At 67.0% G+C, this 16,009-nt stretch carries 15 protein-coding genes and 1 pseudogene; 3 read left to right on the top strand and 13 right to left on the bottom strand.

The genetic code is table 11. The features are described from left to right. Positions 1-235 precede the first annotated feature (235 nt). Positions 236-1,699, bottom strand: a complete 1,464-nt coding sequence (guaB, locus tag OJJOAM_RS00510) for an IMP dehydrogenase (RefSeq protein ID WP_149319014.1) — start codon at positions 1,697-1,699, stop codon at positions 236-238. 136 nt (positions 1,700-1,835) lie between these two features. On the opposite strand from guaB, the gene OJJOAM_RS00505 reads away from it, so the two are divergent. Beyond that, positions 1,836-2,813, top strand: coding sequence for a DMT family transporter (locus OJJOAM_RS00505; protein WP_422648535.1), 978 nt, complete (start codon positions 1,836-1,838; stop codon positions 2,811-2,813). Between the two features lie 175 nt (positions 2,814-2,988). On the opposite strand, the gene OJJOAM_RS00500 is transcribed toward OJJOAM_RS00505, so the two are convergent. Continuing rightward, positions 2,989-3,357 carry an RnfH family protein gene (locus tag OJJOAM_RS00500; protein WP_422648534.1) on the bottom strand — a complete coding sequence of 123 codons (369 nt, stop codon included), beginning with the start codon at positions 3,355-3,357 and terminating at the stop codon, positions 2,989-2,991. Further along, positions 3,344-3,781, bottom strand: a complete 438-nt coding sequence (locus OJJOAM_RS00495) for a type II toxin-antitoxin system RatA family toxin (RefSeq protein ID WP_006579355.1) — start codon at positions 3,779-3,781, stop codon at positions 3,344-3,346. The genes OJJOAM_RS00500 and OJJOAM_RS00495 overlap by 14 nt, the downstream gene beginning before the upstream one ends. A gap of 227 nt (positions 3,782-4,008) precedes the next feature. On the opposite strand from OJJOAM_RS00495, the gene smpB reads away from it, so the two are divergent. Then, positions 4,009-4,461 carry an SsrA-binding protein SmpB gene (smpB, locus tag OJJOAM_RS00490; protein ID WP_006579356.1) on the top strand — a complete coding sequence of 151 codons (453 nt, stop codon included), beginning with the start codon at positions 4,009-4,011 and terminating at the stop codon, positions 4,459-4,461. Positions 4,462-4,534: 73 nt separating this feature from the next. On the opposite strand, the gene OJJOAM_RS00485 is transcribed toward smpB, so the two are convergent. From OJJOAM_RS00485 to ppsA, 3 genes are all read right to left on the bottom strand, one after another. Further along, complete coding sequence (locus OJJOAM_RS00485) at positions 4,535-5,467, bottom strand: SPFH domain-containing protein (RefSeq protein WP_422648533.1); 933 nt, start codon at positions 5,465-5,467, stop codon at positions 4,535-4,537. A gap of 175 nt (positions 5,468-5,642) precedes the next feature. Continuing rightward, positions 5,643-6,068 (bottom strand): NfeD family protein, encoded by a 426-nt coding sequence (locus tag OJJOAM_RS00480; RefSeq protein ID WP_198751705.1) that lies wholly within the window; start codon positions 6,066-6,068, stop codon positions 5,643-5,645. A gap of 192 nt (positions 6,069-6,260) precedes the next feature. Continuing rightward, positions 6,261-8,645, bottom strand: coding sequence for a phosphoenolpyruvate synthase (gene ppsA, locus OJJOAM_RS00475; RefSeq protein WP_422648532.1), 2,385 nt, complete (start codon positions 8,643-8,645; stop codon positions 6,261-6,263). Between the two features lie 397 nt (positions 8,646-9,042). Here ppsA and ppsR point away from each other — a divergent pair, with 397 nt between their 5' ends. After that, the gene (ppsR, locus tag OJJOAM_RS00470) at positions 9,043-9,894 is read left to right on the top strand and encodes a posphoenolpyruvate synthetase regulatory kinase/phosphorylase PpsR (protein WP_422649631.1); all 852 of its coding nucleotides are present in this window, start codon (positions 9,043-9,045) and stop codon (positions 9,892-9,894) included. Positions 9,895-9,975: 81 nt separating this feature from the next. On the opposite strand, the gene OJJOAM_RS00465 is transcribed toward ppsR, so the two are convergent. The 7 genes and pseudogenes from OJJOAM_RS00465 to OJJOAM_RS00435 form a co-directional block, all read right to left on the bottom strand. Next, positions 9,976-10,755 carry a TrmH family RNA methyltransferase gene (locus OJJOAM_RS00465; protein ID WP_422648531.1) on the bottom strand — a complete coding sequence of 260 codons (780 nt, stop codon included), beginning with the start codon at positions 10,753-10,755 and terminating at the stop codon, positions 9,976-9,978. 49 nt (positions 10,756-10,804) lie between these two features. Next, positions 10,805-11,560, bottom strand: a complete 756-nt coding sequence (gene rnhB / locus OJJOAM_RS00460) for a ribonuclease HII (protein WP_422649630.1) — start codon at positions 11,558-11,560, stop codon at positions 10,805-10,807. Positions 11,561-11,748: 188 nt separating this feature from the next. Further along, positions 11,749-12,882 carry a lipid-A-disaccharide synthase gene (gene lpxB, locus OJJOAM_RS00455; RefSeq protein WP_422649629.1) on the bottom strand — a complete coding sequence of 378 codons (1,134 nt, stop codon included), beginning with the start codon at positions 12,880-12,882 and terminating at the stop codon, positions 11,749-11,751. Positions 12,883-12,989: 107 nt separating this feature from the next. Further along, positions 12,990-13,793: an acyl-ACP--UDP-N-acetylglucosamine O-acyltransferase gene (gene lpxA / locus OJJOAM_RS00450; RefSeq protein ID WP_422648530.1), complete on the bottom strand. Its 804-nt coding sequence runs from the start codon at positions 13,791-13,793 to the stop codon at positions 12,990-12,992. 84 nt (positions 13,794-13,877) lie between these two features. Next, entirely contained in the window at positions 13,878-14,330 is a 453-nt protein-coding gene (gene fabZ / locus OJJOAM_RS00445; RefSeq protein ID WP_149319024.1) for a 3-hydroxyacyl-ACP dehydratase FabZ, read from the bottom strand. After that, positions 14,327-15,434: pseudogene (gene lpxD, locus OJJOAM_RS00440) on the bottom strand (UDP-3-O-(3-hydroxymyristoyl)glucosamine N-acyltransferase). The gene fabZ and the pseudogene lpxD overlap by 4 nt, the downstream one beginning before the upstream one ends. Positions 15,435-15,468: 34 nt before the next feature. Beyond that, positions 15,469-15,996: an OmpH family outer membrane protein gene (locus OJJOAM_RS00435; RefSeq protein ID WP_149319026.1), complete on the bottom strand. Its 528-nt coding sequence runs from the start codon at positions 15,994-15,996 to the stop codon at positions 15,469-15,471. Positions 15,997-16,009: the final 13 nt, after the last annotated feature.

Genomic DNA, 16,009 nt, shown 5'->3' with positions numbered 1-16,009 from the left:
GAACCGACAGACAAAACGGACCGGTAAAACAACCGGACCAACAATCAAACCGGCAAAAAAACCAGCCGGCCGGTCAGCATCGCCGGCCGGATCGTGCGATACGCATGCAATGCGCGTGCTATATGCGTGCAATCCGCGGCCCGGATATGACGCGCGGCTGCACCGCCTTCAGGCCGTGCAGCCGCGCATCACTGGCATCGCGAATGGCGCGGCGTTCGCCGGTCAGTCGCTGACGTCAGTCGATATGGTAGTTCGGTGCTTCCTTGGTGATCTGCACGTCGTGGACATGCGACTCGCGCATGCCGGCGGCGGTGATCTGCACGAACTGCGCGTTCTCGTGCCATTCGGCGATCGAGCTGCTGCCGCAATAACCCATCGAGGCGCGCACGCCGCCGGTCAGCTGGTGAATGATGGCCATCACCGAGCCCTTGTAGGGCACGCGGCCTTCGATCCCTTCGGGAACCAGCTTGTCGACGTTGGCGGTGTTGTCTTCCTGGAAGTAGCGATCCGCCGCGCCGTCCTTCATCGCGCCGACCGAGCCCATGCCGCGGTAGCTCTTGAACGAGCGGCCCTGGTACAGGAACACTTCGCCCGGCGCTTCCTCGGTACCCGAGAACATGCCACCCATCATCACGGTGTGCGCACCGGCTGCCAGCGCCTTGGCGATATCGCCCGAGTAGCGGACGCCGCCATCGGCCACCAGCGGCACGCCGGTACCGGCCAGCGCCTCGGCCACGTTCGACACCGCGGTGATCTGCGGCACGCCGACGCCGGCGACGATACGCGTGGTGCAGATCGAACCCGGGCCGATGCCGACCTTGACGCCGTCGGCGCCATGCTCGACCAGCGCGCGGGCAGCCTCGCCGGTGGCGATATTGCCGCCGATCACCTGCACGTGCGGGAAGTTGTCCTTGACCCAGCGGACGCGGTTCAGCACGCCTTGGCTATGGCCGTGGGCGGTATCGACCACGATCACGTCGACGCCGGCCTTGACCAGCAGTTCGACACGCTCGTCGTTGTCCGGGCCGACGCCGACCGCCGCGCCGACGCGCAGCTGGCCATGGTCGTCCTTGCTCGCCAGCGGGTGCTCGACCGCCTTCTGGATGTCCTTGACGGTGATCAGGCCGCGCAGCTGGAAGGCGTCGTCGACGACCAGCACGCGCTCCAGGCGGTGGCGGTTCATCAGGCGCTTGGCCTCGTCCAGGCTGGCGCCCTCGGCCACCGTGACCAGCTTCTCGCGGGGAGTCATCTTGGCGCGCACCGGGGCGTCGAGTTCTTCCTCGAAGCGCAGGTCGCGATTGGTGATGATGCCGACCACGGTCTTGCCTTCCAGCACCGGGAAGCCCGAAATGCCGTGCTGCTGCGACAGCGCGATCACGTCGCGGATTTTCATGTCCGGCGAAATGGTGATCGGATCACGCAGCACGCCCGATTCGAAGCGCTTGACCCGCGCCACTTCCCGCGCCTGGTCGGCCGGCTTCAGGTTCTTGTGAACGATGCCGATGCCGCCCGCCTGCGCCATGGCGATCGCAAGGCGCGCTTCCGTCACGGTATCCATGGCGGCGGATACCAGCGGAATGTTCAATTCGATCGAGCGGGTCAGGCGGGTGCGGAGGGAGACATCCCGGGGGAGGACGGCCGAATAGGCCGGCACGAGCAGCACATCATCGAACGTGAGTGCTTTCTGGACAAGACGCATAGCGATTCCTCTAGGCGCAAAATCGAATTATACAGGAACCGCCCTTTGCATGACGTCCGCGTGCGCGGAAACTGCCGGGCCAATGCTATGCTTTGAGGCTTTTCTGAGCGGAGGCGCGTCCAGCGCGGCAAAACGGATGGGAATCGGCGTACTGTGCGGCCTGCTGGCCGGCGCGTTCTGGGGCATGGTCTTTATCGCGCCCAAGCTGCTGCCGGTATTTTCGCCGTGGGAACTGGCGATCGGCCGCTACCTGGCCTACGGGCTGGTGGCCGCTGTCGCGGCGGCGCCGCTGATGCGCCGGATTGCCCGCAAGCTGACCCGCGCCGACTGCATCGCCCTGCTGCGCCAGGCCTTCACCGGCAACCTGCTCTACTACGTGCTGCTGGCCTTCGGCGTGCAACTGGCCGGGGTCGGTCCGACCTCGCTGATCATCGGCATCCTGCCGATCTCCGTCACCGTGATGGGCCGGCGCGACCACGGCGCGGTGCCGCTGTCGCGGCTGCTGCTGCCGCTGCTGGTGGTCGCGGTCGGCATCGCCTGCATCAACCTGGACCTGTTCGCCGGCGGCGGCCACGGCGCCCACGGCGCGGCGGCCGCCGAGGCCGCACGGCCGGTCTGGCAGAAGCTGGCTGGCGTCGTCTGCGCGGCCGGCGCGCTGGTCTGCTGGACGCTCTACGCCGTCGACAATGCCCGCTACCTGCAGCGCAATCCGCAATACAGCGGCAACGAATGGTCGGCGCTGTACGGGCTGTCGACCGGCATCGTGTCGGCGCTGCTGGCGCTGGTGGGCTGGCTGCTGTTCCGCGACGTGCTGACCGCCCCGGGCAGCGGGCGCGACTGGCAATGGTTCTGGTGGGTCAATGCGGCGGTGGCGCTGGGCGCCTCGCTGATCGGCAACAACCTGTGGAATATCGCCAGCCGGCGGCTGCCGCTGACGCTGTCGGGCCAGATGATCGTGTTCGAGACGTTGTTCGCGCTGGCCTACGGCTTCCTGTACGAGCAGCGCTGGCCGCGGCCGCTGGAGCTGGCGGCGATCGTGCTGCTGATGATTGGCGTGGCGTGGTCGGTGCGGCTGCATGCGGGGGGACAAGCCCGCGGCGACGGCGGCCGGTGAGCCTGCCATCGCCGAAGCCGGCGAAACCGCCGAATCGGGCCAGGACGGCAAACGGACCGCTTAGGGCCGGGTCAGGACCGACCGGACTGGGACCGACCGGACTGGGACCGACCGGATTGGAACAGACCGGATTGGGCTGGCTTGGGGCGGCTTTTCGCCCTCGCCTGCCGACGGTTCAGCGCCCCACCGCCTCGCTGTCGCCGCCGCCGCGCATCCACTTCTGGCCTTCGCGCGTGCCGGCCTCCCGCGCCTTCTGCACGCGGCGCCGGCGGGCCGTCTTGGGATCGGCCACCAGCGGCCGGTAGAGCTCGATGCGATCGCCCTCGCGCACCGCCGTCTCCAGCGTCTTGAGCTTGCCGAAGATGCCGACGCGCAGCGTCGCCGGATCGAGCTCCGGATGGGCCGCCAGCACGCCGCTGGCCTCGATCGCAGCAGCGATCGTGCTGCCGGCGGGCAGTTCGATCTCCTTCATGAACACCGCGTCCGGCTTCGCATGGCAGACCGCCACGCGCACGGTCGCCCCGCCCGCCTCAGGAATTGCCATAGACCACTTCCGCGCGCTTGACGAAGGCGTCGACAAAGGTATTCGCGATCATGCTGAACACCGGCCCGATGATTTTCTCGAGGATGATGCTGGAGAACTCGTAATGCAGATGGAATTCGATCTTGCAGGCATCCTCGCGCAGCGGAATGAAATTCCAGTAGCCGTTGAAGGTCTTGAACGGACCATCGGCGAAATTCATGTCGATGCGGGTCGGCCGATGCTGCGTATTGCGGGTATGGAAATACTGCTTGATGCCGTTGAAATGGATATGCAGCTTGGCGTCGAGCAACGTCTCGGTCTGCTCGAACACTTCCACGCCGCCGCACCAGGGCAGGAACTTGGGATAGTCCTCGACGCGCGTGACCAGGTCGTACATTCGCTCGGCCGAATAACCGAGCAGCACGGTTTTATGGACGTCTGCCATGAGTTGACGATTCTGGGCCGAGGGCTGTCCACGGGCGACAACCGGGGCCGGTCTGTTTGCTAGAATCCGGATTTTAGCCGACGCGCGCCTGCCCTGGCGCACACTCCGGCCGGGACACCGCCATCGGCCGCGGCGCCAGTCATCGTACCAGCGGCCGCCACCGGCGTCCGCCGAACCGGCGGGGCCCGCAGAATGGCGCCGCCGCACCCTACCATCCACCACCACGCATGACCATCGCAGACAACAAGAAGGCCTTCTTCGACTATTTCATCGAGGAGCGATACGAAGCCGGCATCGTGCTCGAAGGCTGGGAGGTCAAGGCGATCCGCGCCGGGCGCGTGCAGATCAAGGAAGGCTATGTGGTGGTGCGCGACGCCGAGCTGTTCCTGATCGGCGCGCATATCAGCCCGCTGCAGAGCGCCTCGACGCACGTCAAGCCCGATCCGGTGCGCACGCGCAAACTGCTGCTCAAGGCCGACGAGATCCGCAAGCTGATCGGCAAGGTGGAGCAGCGCGGCTATACGCTGGTGCCGCTGAACCTGCATTACACGCGCGGCCGCGTCAAATGCGAGATCGGCCTGGCCAAGGGCAAGAAGCTGTTCGACAAGCGCGAGACCGAGAAGGACCGCGACTGGCAGCGCGAGAAGGCGCGGATCATCAAGAGCGGCGGCAAGGAATAAGTCCCGCCGCCCAGTCCTCCCCGCCGCCCTGCCCGGCTCGCCGGGGCTTCAGCCCGGCTCGAGCCGGGATTGCCTAGCCCGCGTTCTTCTGGCTTTTGACGATCTGCAGCGCCGACGCGACCATCGAGCTCATTTCGCCCAGGTTGCCCGGCACGATCAGCGTATTGCCGGTCTTGGCCAGATTGGCGAAGGCGCCGACATATTCCTCGGCGACCTTCAGGTTCACCGCCTCGACGCCGCCCTCCGCGCGAATCGCGCGGCCGATCTTCTCGATCGCCTGCGCATTGGCCTCGGCCACCGCCAGGATCGCCGCGGCCTCGCCCTGCGCCTGGTTGATCGCCGCCTGGCGTTCGCCCTCCGACTGCTGGATCGCCGCCTCGCGCGCCCCCGAGGCCAGGTTGATCTGCTCCTGGCGGCGGCCCTCCGAGGCCGCGATCAGCGCCCGCTTTTCGCGCTCGGCCGTGATCTGCGCCTGCATCGCATGCAGGATCTCCTTCGGCGGCGTCAGGTCCTTGATCTCGTATCGCAGCACCTTGACGCCCCAGTTCGAGGCCGCCTCGTCCAGCGCATTGACGATGCTGTGGTTGATGAACTCGCGCTCCTCGAAGGTCTTGTCGAGTTCCATCTTGCCGATCACCGAGCGCAGCGTGGTCTGCGCCAGCTGCGTGATCGCGACGACGAAGTTGCTCGAGCCGTAGGACGCCTTCATCGGATCGGTGACCTGGAAGTACAGCACGCCGTCGACCTGCAGCTGCGTGTTGTCCTTGGTGATGCAGACCTGGCTGGGCACGTCGAGCGGAATTTCCTTCAGGATGTGCTTGTAGGCGACGCGGTCGATGAACGGCAGCACCACGTTGAGCCCGGGCGTCAGCGTCGCGCGATATTTGCCCAGGCGCTCGAGCACCCAGGCGTGCTGCTGAGGCACGATCTTGAAGCTCTGCGCGAGCAGCACGATCACGGCGATCAGGACCAGGAGAGGCAGCACGCTGCCGGCGACATCTAGCATGGGGACTCCATCGGTTGCTTGAAGGGAAAACGAAGGTAAAACGAAGGGAAAGCCAGGAGTGGCAGCCCGGGGGCGGCAACGCGTCGCGCCCCGCGCGGCATCGCCTCGCACAGCGCGGCACTGCACTGCGCGGCGCTGCGCTGTGCTGTGCTGTGCTGTGCTGCCCCGCGGCAGCCTAGCGCGGCACCACGACCAGCGTATTACCGCGGACCTCGACGATGCGATAGCGGCCCGGCAGGGCCTCGCCTGGCGCGCCCAGCTCGACCTGCCACTGCGCGCCGCGATACGGCACGCGGGCCCGCCGATCGGCGCCCCACGCAGGCACATCGAGCTCCTGCCCGATATCGAGATTGACGTTCGGATCGGTGGCGGCCGCCCCGCGCCGCGCGCGGCCATAGCGCGAGCGCCGCAACGCCGCGAAGCCGATCAGCGCAATCACCGCCGCGACGCCGAACTGCGCCGCGATGCCGAGCCCGGACAGCGCCGCGATGCCCGCGGCGACGGCCGCCAGCGCGACCATCAGCAGATACAGCGTCAGGCTGGCCAGTTCCGCAATGACCAGCAGGACCGCAAGGCCGAACCAGATGTGGTAGTCCGCCATGGCGATTCACCCCTCGATATCGTTGTTGCTGTTCTTGTTCTGATGCCGGGCGCGGCCCCGTGCGTGGACCGCGGGCGCGCCCTGCCAAAGCGAAAAACCCCCGCGGCGCCGTGGCGCCTGCGGGGGCATGGCCGCACCCGACCGAGGTAGGGTGCGGCTGACGGTGGTGTTGACTGGCGTTGTCGATCGAAATTACGACGCCAGCTGCTTCCACGTGTCGATCACCGAATCGGGATTCAGCGAGATCGACTTGATGCCTTCCTTGGCCAGCCAGGCGGCGAAGTCCGGATGGTCCGAGGGCCCCTGGCCGCAGATGCCGACATACTTGTCCAGCCGCAGCGCGGTCGAGATCGCGCGCGACAGCATGAAGCGCACTGCGGGGTCGCGTTCGTCGAAGTCCTTGGCCAGCAGCTCCATGCCCGAATCGCGGTCCAGGCCCAGCGTCAGCTGCGTCAGGTCGTTCGAGCCGATCGAGAAGCCGTCGAAGTACTGCAGGAACTCCTCGGCCAGGATCGCGTTGGACGGCACCTCGCACATCATGATCACGCGCAGGCCGTTCTCGCCGCGCTTCAGGCCGTGCTTGGCCAGCAGGTCGACGACCTTCTCGGCCTGGCCGAGCGTGCGCACGAACGGCACCATGATCTCGACGTTGGTCAGGCCCATTTCGTCGCGCACGCGCTTCATGGCCTTGCATTCCATCTCGAACGCCTCGGCGAAGTCCTCGGCGATATAGCGCGAGGCGCCGCGGAAGCCCAGCATCGGGTTTTCCTCGTCCGGCTCGTAGCGCGAACCGCCGATCAGCTTCTTGTACTCGTTGGACTTGAAGTCCGACAGGCGCACGATCACCGGCTTCGGATAGAAGGCGGCGCCGATGGTGGCGATGCCTTCGGCCAGCTTGTCGATGTAGAAGGCGCGCGGGCTCGCATGGCCGCGGGCCACGCTCTCGACCGCCTTCTTCAGGTCGGAATCGACCTGCGGATAGTCGAGGATGGCCTTCGGGTGGACGCCGATGTTGTTGTTGATGATGAATTCGAGGCGGGCCAGGCCGACGCCGCTGTTCGGGATCTGCGCGAAGTCGAACGCCAGCTGCGGATTGCCGACGTTCATCATGATCTTGACGTCCAGTTCCGGCATCTCGCCGCGCTGCACCTCGGTGACCTCGGTCTCGAGCAGGCCGTCGTAGATGCGGCCCTCGTCGCCCTCGGCGCAGGAGACGGTGACCAGCGTGCCGTCCTTCAGCACATCGGTGGCGTCGCCGCAGCCGACCACGGCCGGCACACCGAGCTCGCGCGCGATGATCGCGGCGTGGCAGGTGCGGCCGCCGCGGTTCGTCACGATGGCCGAGGCGCGCTTCATCACCGGCTCCCAGTTCGGGTCGGTCATGTCGGCAACCAGCACGTCGCCGGGCTGCACGCGCTCCATCTCGCTGGGGTCGTTGATCACGCGGACCGGACCCGTGCCGATCTTCTGGCCGATGGCGCGGCCGGTGGCCAGCACCGCCGAGGTGCCCTTGAGCTTGAAGCGCTGCTCGGCCTTGCCGGCCGACTGGCTCTTCACGGTCTCGGGACGCGCCTGCAGGATGTAGATCTTGCCGTCCTTGCCGTCCTTGCCCCACTCGATGTCCATCGGGCGGCCGTAATGCTTCTCGATGGTCATCGCGTAGCGCGCCAGCTCGCTGACGTCCTCGTCGGTGATCGAGTAGCGGTTGCGCAGTTCGCTCGGCACGTCGACGGTCTTGACGCGGCCGGCTTCGCCCGGCGCGGTGAATTCCATCTTGATCAGCTTCGAGCCGATGGAGCGGCGGATGATCGGGTACTTGCCGGCCTGCAGGGTCGGCTTGAACACGTAGAACTCGTCCGGATTGACCGCGCCCTGCACCACCGTTTCGCCCAGGCCATAGCTGGAGGTGATGAAGACCACGTCGGGGAAGCCCGATTCGGTATCGATGGTGAACATCACGCCCGAAGCGGCCAGGTCCGAACGGACCATGCGCTGCACGCCGGCCGACAGCGCCACCACGTCGTGGGCGAAGCCCTTGTGCACGCGGTACGAGATCGCGCGGTCGTTGTACAGCGAGGCGAACACGTGCTTGATCTTGTCGAGCACGTCGTCGATGCCGCTGACGTTCAGGTAGGACTCCTGCTGGCCGGCGAACGAGGCGTCGGGCAGGTCTTCGGCAGTCGCCGACGAGCGCACCGCGAACGAAGCCTCGGCACCCTCGCGCTCGGCGACGCGCGCGTAGTGCTCGCGGATTTCCTGTTCCAGGCGCGGCTGGAACGGCGCGGTGGCGACCCAGTTGCGGATCTCGGCACCGGCCTCGGCCAGCGCCTTGACGTCGTCGACGTCGAGCGCCTTCAGGCGATCGGAGATGCGTTGGGTCAGGTTGTTGTGGGCCAGGAAGTCGCGGAAGGCCAGCGCGGTGGTGGCGAAGCCGCCGGGCACGCGCACGCCGGCGCCCGCCAGTTGGGAGATCATTTCGCCAAGCGACGAATTCTTGCCCCCCACCACTTCCACATCCGCCATGCGCAACTGCTCGAACGGCAGCACGTAGGCGCCGTCATTTGCCAGGTTGGTCATAAAAGCCTCAAAACAAAGTAGGAAACCTGTCGCTCACGCCGGAATGTGGTTGGAGTTCTGCTACCGGGCGGATCGCTTTGCTAAACAATCCGGGGCACGGGGGAAGACCGAGTCCGGATTCCGATCGGAATATCGATCGAGACATCGATCGAGATATCGATCGAGATATCGATCAAGACATCGGTCGGCCATCGTGGCCATCGTGGCCATTGCGCCCATCGCGGCGGATCGGATCGATGGAATCGAGGGAACGCTGTCGAGCCATTTTGTCGACAATCCCGCTTCGGATCGTCCCGCGCGTGGCGCGCCGTGCAATTGCTTAGCGAAAAGATCGCCGCTATTCTACCGTGCCGCACCGCACTTTCGCGTGCGGCAGGCCCCAAATAATTGTTCAGACATGGATTCCCCCGCCTCGCCGCGCGCCGACAAGCCCGCCGTCCGCACCGTATTTATCGTCTCGGACGGCACCGGGATCACCGCCGAAACCTTCAGCCATTCGATCCTGGCCCAGTTCGAGATGCGCTTTCGCAAGGTGCGAATGCCCTTTATCGATACGCCGGAAAAGGCGCATATGGCGGTCGGCAAGATCAACGAGGCCTTCCAGGCCGAAGGTGTCCCGCCGATCGTCTTCACCACGCTGGTCAATGCCGAGTCGAACAAGGCGCTGCGCCGCGCCAAGGGCATGATTCTGGACATGTTCCAGACCTTTATCGAGCCGCTCGAAAAGGAATTGGGGCTGAAGTCGACCCATGCGATCGGGCGCTTTCACCAGAATGCCGATACCGAGGCGTACAAGAACCGGATCGAGGCCATCAATTTCTCGCTGGCGCACGACGACGGCCAGTCGCACAAGAATCTGGCCGAGGCCGACGTGATCCTGGTGGGCGTGTCGCGCAGCGGCAAGACCCCGACCAGCCTGTATCTGGCCATGCAATATGGCCTGAAGGCGGCCAATTACCCGCTGATTCCCGACGATTTCGAACGCGGCAAGCTGCCTTCGGCGCTGTACGATTTCAAGCCGAAGATCTTCGGCCTGTCGATCGATCCGCAGCGGCTGTCCGAGATCCGCAATGAGCGCCGGCCCGGCAGCAAATATGCCTCGCTGGAAAATTGCCGCTATGAGGTCAACGAAGCCGAGATCATGATGCGCCGCGAGGGGATCAAATGGCTGTCGTCGACGCACAAGTCGATCGAGGAAATCGCCACCACGATCCTGCAGGAGATCAAGGTGGATCGGGACAATTATTGAGCCGGCGATTACCCGGTTTGTCCGCGCCCGCGCCGATTGCCCGCGCGCGCTATCGTCCCCCTCGCCCGCTTCGAGCGTTCCCTACCCCCGCCGCTGCCGCACCGCCTCGAACAGGCACACCGCGGTAGCCGCGGCGACGTTCAGCGATTCGAGCCCGCCGGGCTGCGGAATGCCGACCGTGCGCTCGACCCGCGCCATCCATTCGGCGCTGACCCCCGCCCCTTCGTTGCCGACCACCCAGCCGACCGGCCCGCGCAGGTCCGTATCGAACAGCGCCGCATCCGCGTGCGACGAGGTCGCCAGCAGCGGCACCGCCAGCCGCGGCGCCAGCATCTCGACCGTGCAGTGCTCGACGATATTCAGGTGGAAGTTGGCGCCCATCGCCGCGCGCAGCGTCTTGGTCGACCACGCGAACGCGCAGCCGGTACCGAGAAACGCGTGCTGGATGCCGGCCGCCGCGGCGCTGCGCAGGATCGAGCCGACGTTGCCGGCGTCCTGCACGCCATCCAGCACGATGCAGTCGGTGTCGATGTGAGCCGGCAGGTGCCCCGTTGGGGTATCGATCACCAGCATCAGGTCGATGCCATTGACCACGCCGGTGATCTGCGCGAACAGCGCGTCGGCCAGCACCACGACGCGCTGCTCGTCGATGCGGGCCAGCAACGCGGCGACCTCGGGATGATCGACATGGCGCTCGGACACCACGCAGCTGACCGGCTGGCCGAGCGCGGCCAGATAGGCGTCCGCCAGGTGCACGCCGTCGAGCACCGACTGGCCGGCCTTGCGCCGCTGATGGGTCGAGCCGGTCAGGGCCTTCAGATGCTTGAACAGCGCGTTGTCGCGCGAGCTGACGTGCTTCACGTTAATCCACGTGGTTCTACGTTATGCCGCAGCGTGATGCCGCCGCGGCTCAGGACAGTGCCGGCCCGGGGCTCACGCCGGCGCCGATGGCGTCCTCAATCGCTTCCATCGCGTCGAGCGCGTCGAAAGCGTCGATGGTCTCGGCCAGTTCGTCCGGCGAAGGCCGCAGGCCCGCGGCCGCCCCCTCCAGCTCGCCGATCGGCAGCATGGCGTCGGCGCCCAGCGGCCCGCGCACCAGCGCCTCGCGCACCGGCGCGAACGAGCGGCGGTGATGCGGCGTGGCGCCGAAGCGCGCCAGTGCCAGCAGATGCTGCGGCGTGCCGTAGCCGACGTGGCTGTCGAAGCCGTATTCGGGATATTGCGCGTGCAGCGCGACCAGTTCGCGATCGCGGGCGACCTTGGCGAGGATCGACGCGGCGGAGATCGCCTGCACGGTGGCATCGCCCTTGATGACCGCCTCGACCGGATACGGCACGTGCGGGCAGCGGTTGCCGTCGACCTGCACCAGGTCCGGCGCGATGCCGCAGGCGGCCAGGCCGTGCACCGCGCGCTGCATTGCCAGCATCGTCGCGTGCAGGATGTTCAGCGTGTCGATCTCCTCGACCGTGGCGAAGGCGATATGCCAAGCCATCGCGCGCGAGCGGATCTCGTCGAACAGCGCCTCGCGCCGGGCCGCGGTCAGGATCTTGGAGTCGGCGAGGCCCTCGATCGGCCGCGCGGGATCGAGCACGACCGCGGCGGCGAACACCGGACCGGCCAGCGGCCCGCGTCCGGCCTCGTCGACGCCGCACAGCCGCTGCGCCATCGCCGCGGCGGGCGATAGCGACAGGCCCAGCTGCGCGTCGGCGGCGGCCGCCCTGGCGGCCTTTCCCGACCTAGTCGCCTTGCCCGCCGTGGCGGCCTTGGCCGGCGCACCGGCCTTGCCGCCCTTCCCCGACTTGGCGGCGGCGGTGCCGGTGCCGGTACCGGGCTGGCGCGCAGGCAGCCGCGCCATCAGCCGGCCCTCCGGCTGCGCAGCAGATCGACCACCACGTCGGCGGCGATATCGGCGGTGTTGCGGCGCAGGGTCTGGTGCATCTGCGTAAAGTGCTCGTACAGGAAGGCGGTGTTGTCCTGGTCGTTCAGCTGCAGCAGCGTTTCGCGCGCCAGCGCTTCGGGCGTGGCGTCGTCCTGCAGCAACTCGGGAACGACGAAGCGTCCCGACAGGATATTTGGCAGGCCGACATAGGGCAAATAGCCCTGCCGCTTCATGATCTGCGCGGTCAGCCAGGGCACCTTGTACGAGATCACCATCGGCTTCTTGTACAGCGCCGCTTCCAGCGTCGCGGTGCCGCTGGCGAGCAGCACCACGTCGGCCGCCTCCATCGCCAGATGCGACTGGCCGTCGACGATGGTGACATCGAGTTCCGGATATTCGCTGGCATGCGATTCGATCACGGCCCGCAGCGAGGCATTGGCGGCCGGCACCACGAAGGCCAGCGCATTGTCCATCTGGCGCATCTGCGCCATCGCGGCGAAGAACGTCGCGCCCAGGTGCCGGACCTCGGACTGCCGGCTTCCCGGCAGCACCGCCACCACGCGGCGCCCGGCCAGCAGGCCCAGCTTGGCGCGCGCGCCTTCGACGTCGGGCACCATCGGGATCACGTCGGCCAGCGGGTGGCCGACATAGGTCGCGGCGATGCCGGCCTTGGCGTAGATCTCGGGCTCGAATGGGAACAGGCAGAGGATATGGTCGACGGCTTTGGCGATGGTGCGGATGCGTCCGCCCCGCCAGGCCCAGATCGACGGGCTGACGAAGTGCACCACCGGAATGCCGGCGCGGCGCAGCGGCACCTCCAGCCCGAAGTTGAAGTCGGGCGCATCGACGCCGATGAAGCACAGCGGCGGGTCGGCCAGCAGGCGGTCGCGGATCGCGCGCCGGGTGGCGAGAATCTCGCGCAGTGAGCCCAGCACCTCGACATAGCCGTTGACCGACAGGGTCTCCATCGGCCAATGCGAGACGAAGCCCTGCGACATCATGCGAGAGCCGCCGATGCCCGAGTAGGACACCGCCTCGCCGAGCCGGGCGCGCAGCCCGGACAACAGCAGCGAGGCGAGCAGATCGCCGGAGGCCTCGCCGGCCACCATCGCGATCTCGCCGCGCAAATCGGACAACGCCGACGGCGCCGCCGCGGCCTGGGGTTCGAGTACCGGAATCGGCTGCATGTTCGCGTCGGCCATGGCGACGCCGGGCTTCAGCGCACGATGCCGCGCTTGGTCGCGGCGATGAACTCGAGGAAGGCGCGCAGCGGCACGGCGGTGCTCGCATCGGCCTGGGCCAGCATCTGGCCGATCTCGGCCTGGGCCTGGTCGAAGCCCAGGTCCGACTTGTACAGCAGCTTGTAGGCCTGGCGCAGCGCGGCAATCTGGCCGGCGTCGAAACCGCGGCGGCGCAGCCCTTCGACGTTGATGCCGTGCGGCGTGGCCTTGTTGCCGTTCTTGTCGCTGGCCGCGATCACGAACGGCGGCACGTCCTGCACCAGCGCCGAGGCGCCGCCGAGCATCGCGTGGTCGCCGATGCGCACGAACTGGTGCACCCCGCTCATGCCGCCGAGAATGGCCCAGTCGCCGACCTGCACGTGGCCAGCGATCTGCGCATTGCTCGAGAACACGGTGTGGTTGCCGACACGGCAATCGTGTGCGATATGCACGTACGCCATGATCCAGTTGTCGTTGCCGATGCTGGTCAGGCCCTCGTCCTGCACCGTGCCGGTATGGATCGTGGTGAATTCGCGGATGCGGTTGCGGTCGCCGATCACCAGCCGGGTCGGCTCGTCGCGGTACTTCATGTCCTGCGGCGCGCCGCCGACCGAGGCGTACGGCCCGATGCGGTTGTCCGCGCCGACGGTGGTGTGGCCTTCGATCGTGGTATGCGCACCGATCACGGTACCGCTGCCGATCCGCACATGGGGACCGACGATGGAAAACGGTCCGACGCTGACGTCGGCCGCCAGTTCGGCCTTCGGGTCGACCAGGGCGGTGGGATGGATTTGCGTCATGCGTGAAAGTCCTATCGATCTTGTGGTGGGCGGCGCGTCCGCCGTGGCGGACGCCGCGTCAAGACGGCGCCTGGCGCCGTGTCTTCAGGCGTCGGCCTGCTTGACGGTGCACATCAGTTCGGCCTCGCAGGCGACCTTGTCTTCGACAGTCGCGTAGGCCTTGAATTTCCAGATGCCGCGGATGTAGCGCTCGACCGAGACATGCATGTGCAGCTGGTCGCCAGGATAGACCACCTGCTTGAAGCGGGCGCCGTCGATGCCGACGAAGTAGTACAGCGAGCCTTCCTTGCGCTCCATGTCGGCGCCGAAGGTCAGCAGGCCGGCCGACTGCGCCAGCGCTTCGAGGATCATCACGCCCGGCATCACCGGCGCGCCGGGGAAATGGCCCTGGAAGTACGGCTCGTTGATGGTGACGTTCTTCAGCGTCTTGATGCGCTTCTGCGGCTCGAACTCGAGCACGCGGTCCACCAGCAGGATCGGGTAGCGATGCGGCAACAGCTTCAGGATCTGGCGGATGTCGATGTCGGTGGCGGTCATGATGATTTCTCTTCCGTATTCTTTGTCGTGGCGTCCGGGCCCTGCCCGCGCAGGCGCTTCTCCAGCTGCATCACGCGCTCGCGCAGCTTGGACAGCCCCCCGCACGATGGCGGCGTTGCGCTCCCAGTCGCCATGCGGCAGGAAGGGGAACACGCTGGTGAAGTGCTGGCCCGGCTTGGCGATCGATTTGGTGATCGAGGTCCCGCCCGATACCGTGGTGCGATCGGCGATCTGCAGATGGCCGGCGAAATTCGCCGAGCCGCCGATCATGCAGAAGCGGCCGATCCGGGTGCTGCCGGCGACCGCGGCGCAGCCGGCGATCACCGTGTGGGCGCCGACGCGCACGTTATGCGCGATCTGGACCTGGTTGTCGATCTTGCAGCCTTCCTCGATCACGGTATCGCCCATCGCACCGCGGTCGATCGCGGTGTTGGCGCCGATCTCGACATCGTTGCCGAGCACCGCGCGGCCGGTCTGCGGGATCTTGACGTATTCGACGCCGTCCGGGCGGATGTCCGGCGCGAAACCGAAACCGTCGGCACCGATCACAGCGCCGCTGTGGACGATGCAGCGTTGCCCGACCACGCAGCCGTGATAGATCGATACGTTGGCGTACAGCAGCGTGTCGTCGCCGACCTGCGCGCCCGCGCCGATATAGGTGTTGGCCAGCACGCGCACGCGCTCGCCGAGCCGGGCGCCGGCTTCGATCACGACATTGGGGCCGATATAGCAGGAGGCGGGTACCACCGCGTCGTCCGCGACGCTGGCGCGCGGATCGATGCCGGTGCGCGGGTCGTGGTTGGCGGCGCGGTCGAACTGCTGCGCGATGCGCGCGAAGCAGACGTAGGGGTTGCGCGCGACCAGCCAGTTGCGGCCGTCGGCGTGGCCCTGCTCGCGGATGCGCTCAAGATCGGCCGGCGAGACGATCACCGCGGCCGCCGACGAAGTCAGCGCCTGCGGCAGATACAGCGGATTGGACAGGAAGGACAGCTGCCCTTCCCCGGCCTGATCGAGCGGCGCGAGGCCGCGCACGGCCAGCGTGGGATCACCCACAACTTGCGCGCCGGTGTCCGTGGCGAGCTGACCCAGTGTGGGTGTCTTCATCGCGGTACTTCCTGGAACGACGAACGCGGACGGCTTACTTGCCGCCGGCGTTCAGGGCCTTCATCACATCGTCGGTGATGTCGATGCGCGGATTGACGTAGACGGCTTCCTGCACGATCAGATCGTACTTGCGCTGCTCCGCCAGTTGCCGGATCACGCGGTTGGCGCGCTCGAGCACCTGCGCCAGTTCCTCGTTGCGGCGCTGGTTCAGGTCCTCGCGGAACTCGCGCTGCTTGCGCTGGAATTCGCGGTCCAGATCGGCCAGTTCGCGCTGGCGGCGCTGGCGGTCGGCGTCCGCCAGCACGGCGGTGTCCTTGTCGAGCCGGTCGGCCATGCCCTTGATCTTCTGGGCCATGTCCTGCAGCTCGCGGTCGCGCTTGGAGAACTCCTGTTCCAGCTTGACCTGGGCCTGCTTGGCAGGCTGCGAATCGCGCAGGATGCGCTCGGAATTGACGGCGGCAATGCGGGTTTCCTGCGCGCCGGCGGGCGCTGCCACCGCCAGTGCGGCCGCCGCTGCGGCGGCGACGGCGAAGGACTGGATGATGCGGGTTGTATTTTTCATGAATCGACCTCTG

The sequence above is a fragment of the Cupriavidus sp. H18C1 genome, from assembly GCF_049311595.1.
Classification (GTDB): domain Bacteria; phylum Pseudomonadota; class Gammaproteobacteria; order Burkholderiales; family Burkholderiaceae; genus Cupriavidus; species Cupriavidus cauae.
Note: the sequence above shows the minus strand (reverse complement) of the source record. Positions and strands in the feature narration are given on the sequence as shown.

Excerpts from the sequence above, each read along its gene's own strand:
- guaB (WP_149319014.1), bottom strand. The coding sequence starts at position 1,699 with ATGCGTCTTGTCCAGAAAGCACTCACGTTCGATGATGTGCTGCTCGTG.
- OJJOAM_RS00505 (WP_422648535.1), top strand. The coding sequence starts at position 1,836 with ATGGGAATCGGCGTACTGTGCGGCCTGCTGGCCGGCGCGTTCTGGGGC.
- OJJOAM_RS00500 (WP_422648534.1), bottom strand. The coding sequence starts at position 3,357 with ATGGCAATTCCTGAGGCGGGCGGGGCGACCGTGCGCGTGGCGGTCTGC.
- OJJOAM_RS00495 (WP_006579355.1), bottom strand. The coding sequence starts at position 3,781 with ATGGCAGACGTCCATAAAACCGTGCTGCTCGGTTATTCGGCCGAGCGA.
- smpB (WP_006579356.1), top strand. The coding sequence starts at position 4,009 with ATGACCATCGCAGACAACAAGAAGGCCTTCTTCGACTATTTCATCGAG.
- OJJOAM_RS00485 (WP_422648533.1), bottom strand. The coding sequence starts at position 5,467 with ATGCTAGATGTCGCCGGCAGCGTGCTGCCTCTCCTGGTCCTGATCGCC.
- OJJOAM_RS00480 (WP_198751705.1), bottom strand. The coding sequence starts at position 6,068 with ATGGCGGACTACCACATCTGGTTCGGCCTTGCGGTCCTGCTGGTCATT.
- ppsA (WP_422648532.1), bottom strand. The coding sequence starts at position 8,645 with ATGACCAACCTGGCAAATGACGGCGCCTACGTGCTGCCGTTCGAGCAG.
- ppsR (WP_422649631.1), top strand. The coding sequence starts at position 9,043 with ATGGATTCCCCCGCCTCGCCGCGCGCCGACAAGCCCGCCGTCCGCACC.
- rnhB (WP_422649630.1), bottom strand. The coding sequence starts at position 11,560 with ATGGCGCAGCGGCTGTGCGGCGTCGACGAGGCCGGACGCGGGCCGCTG.
- lpxB (WP_422649629.1), bottom strand. The coding sequence starts at position 12,882 with ATGGTGGCCGGCGAGGCCTCCGGCGATCTGCTCGCCTCGCTGCTGTTG.
- lpxA (WP_422648530.1), bottom strand. The coding sequence starts at position 13,793 with ATGACGCAAATCCATCCCACCGCCCTGGTCGACCCGAAGGCCGAACTG.
- fabZ (WP_149319024.1), bottom strand. The coding sequence starts at position 14,330 with ATGACCGCCACCGACATCGACATCCGCCAGATCCTGAAGCTGTTGCCG.
- OJJOAM_RS00435 (WP_149319026.1), bottom strand. The coding sequence starts at position 15,996 with ATGAAAAATACAACCCGCATCATCCAGTCCTTCGCCGTCGCCGCCGCA.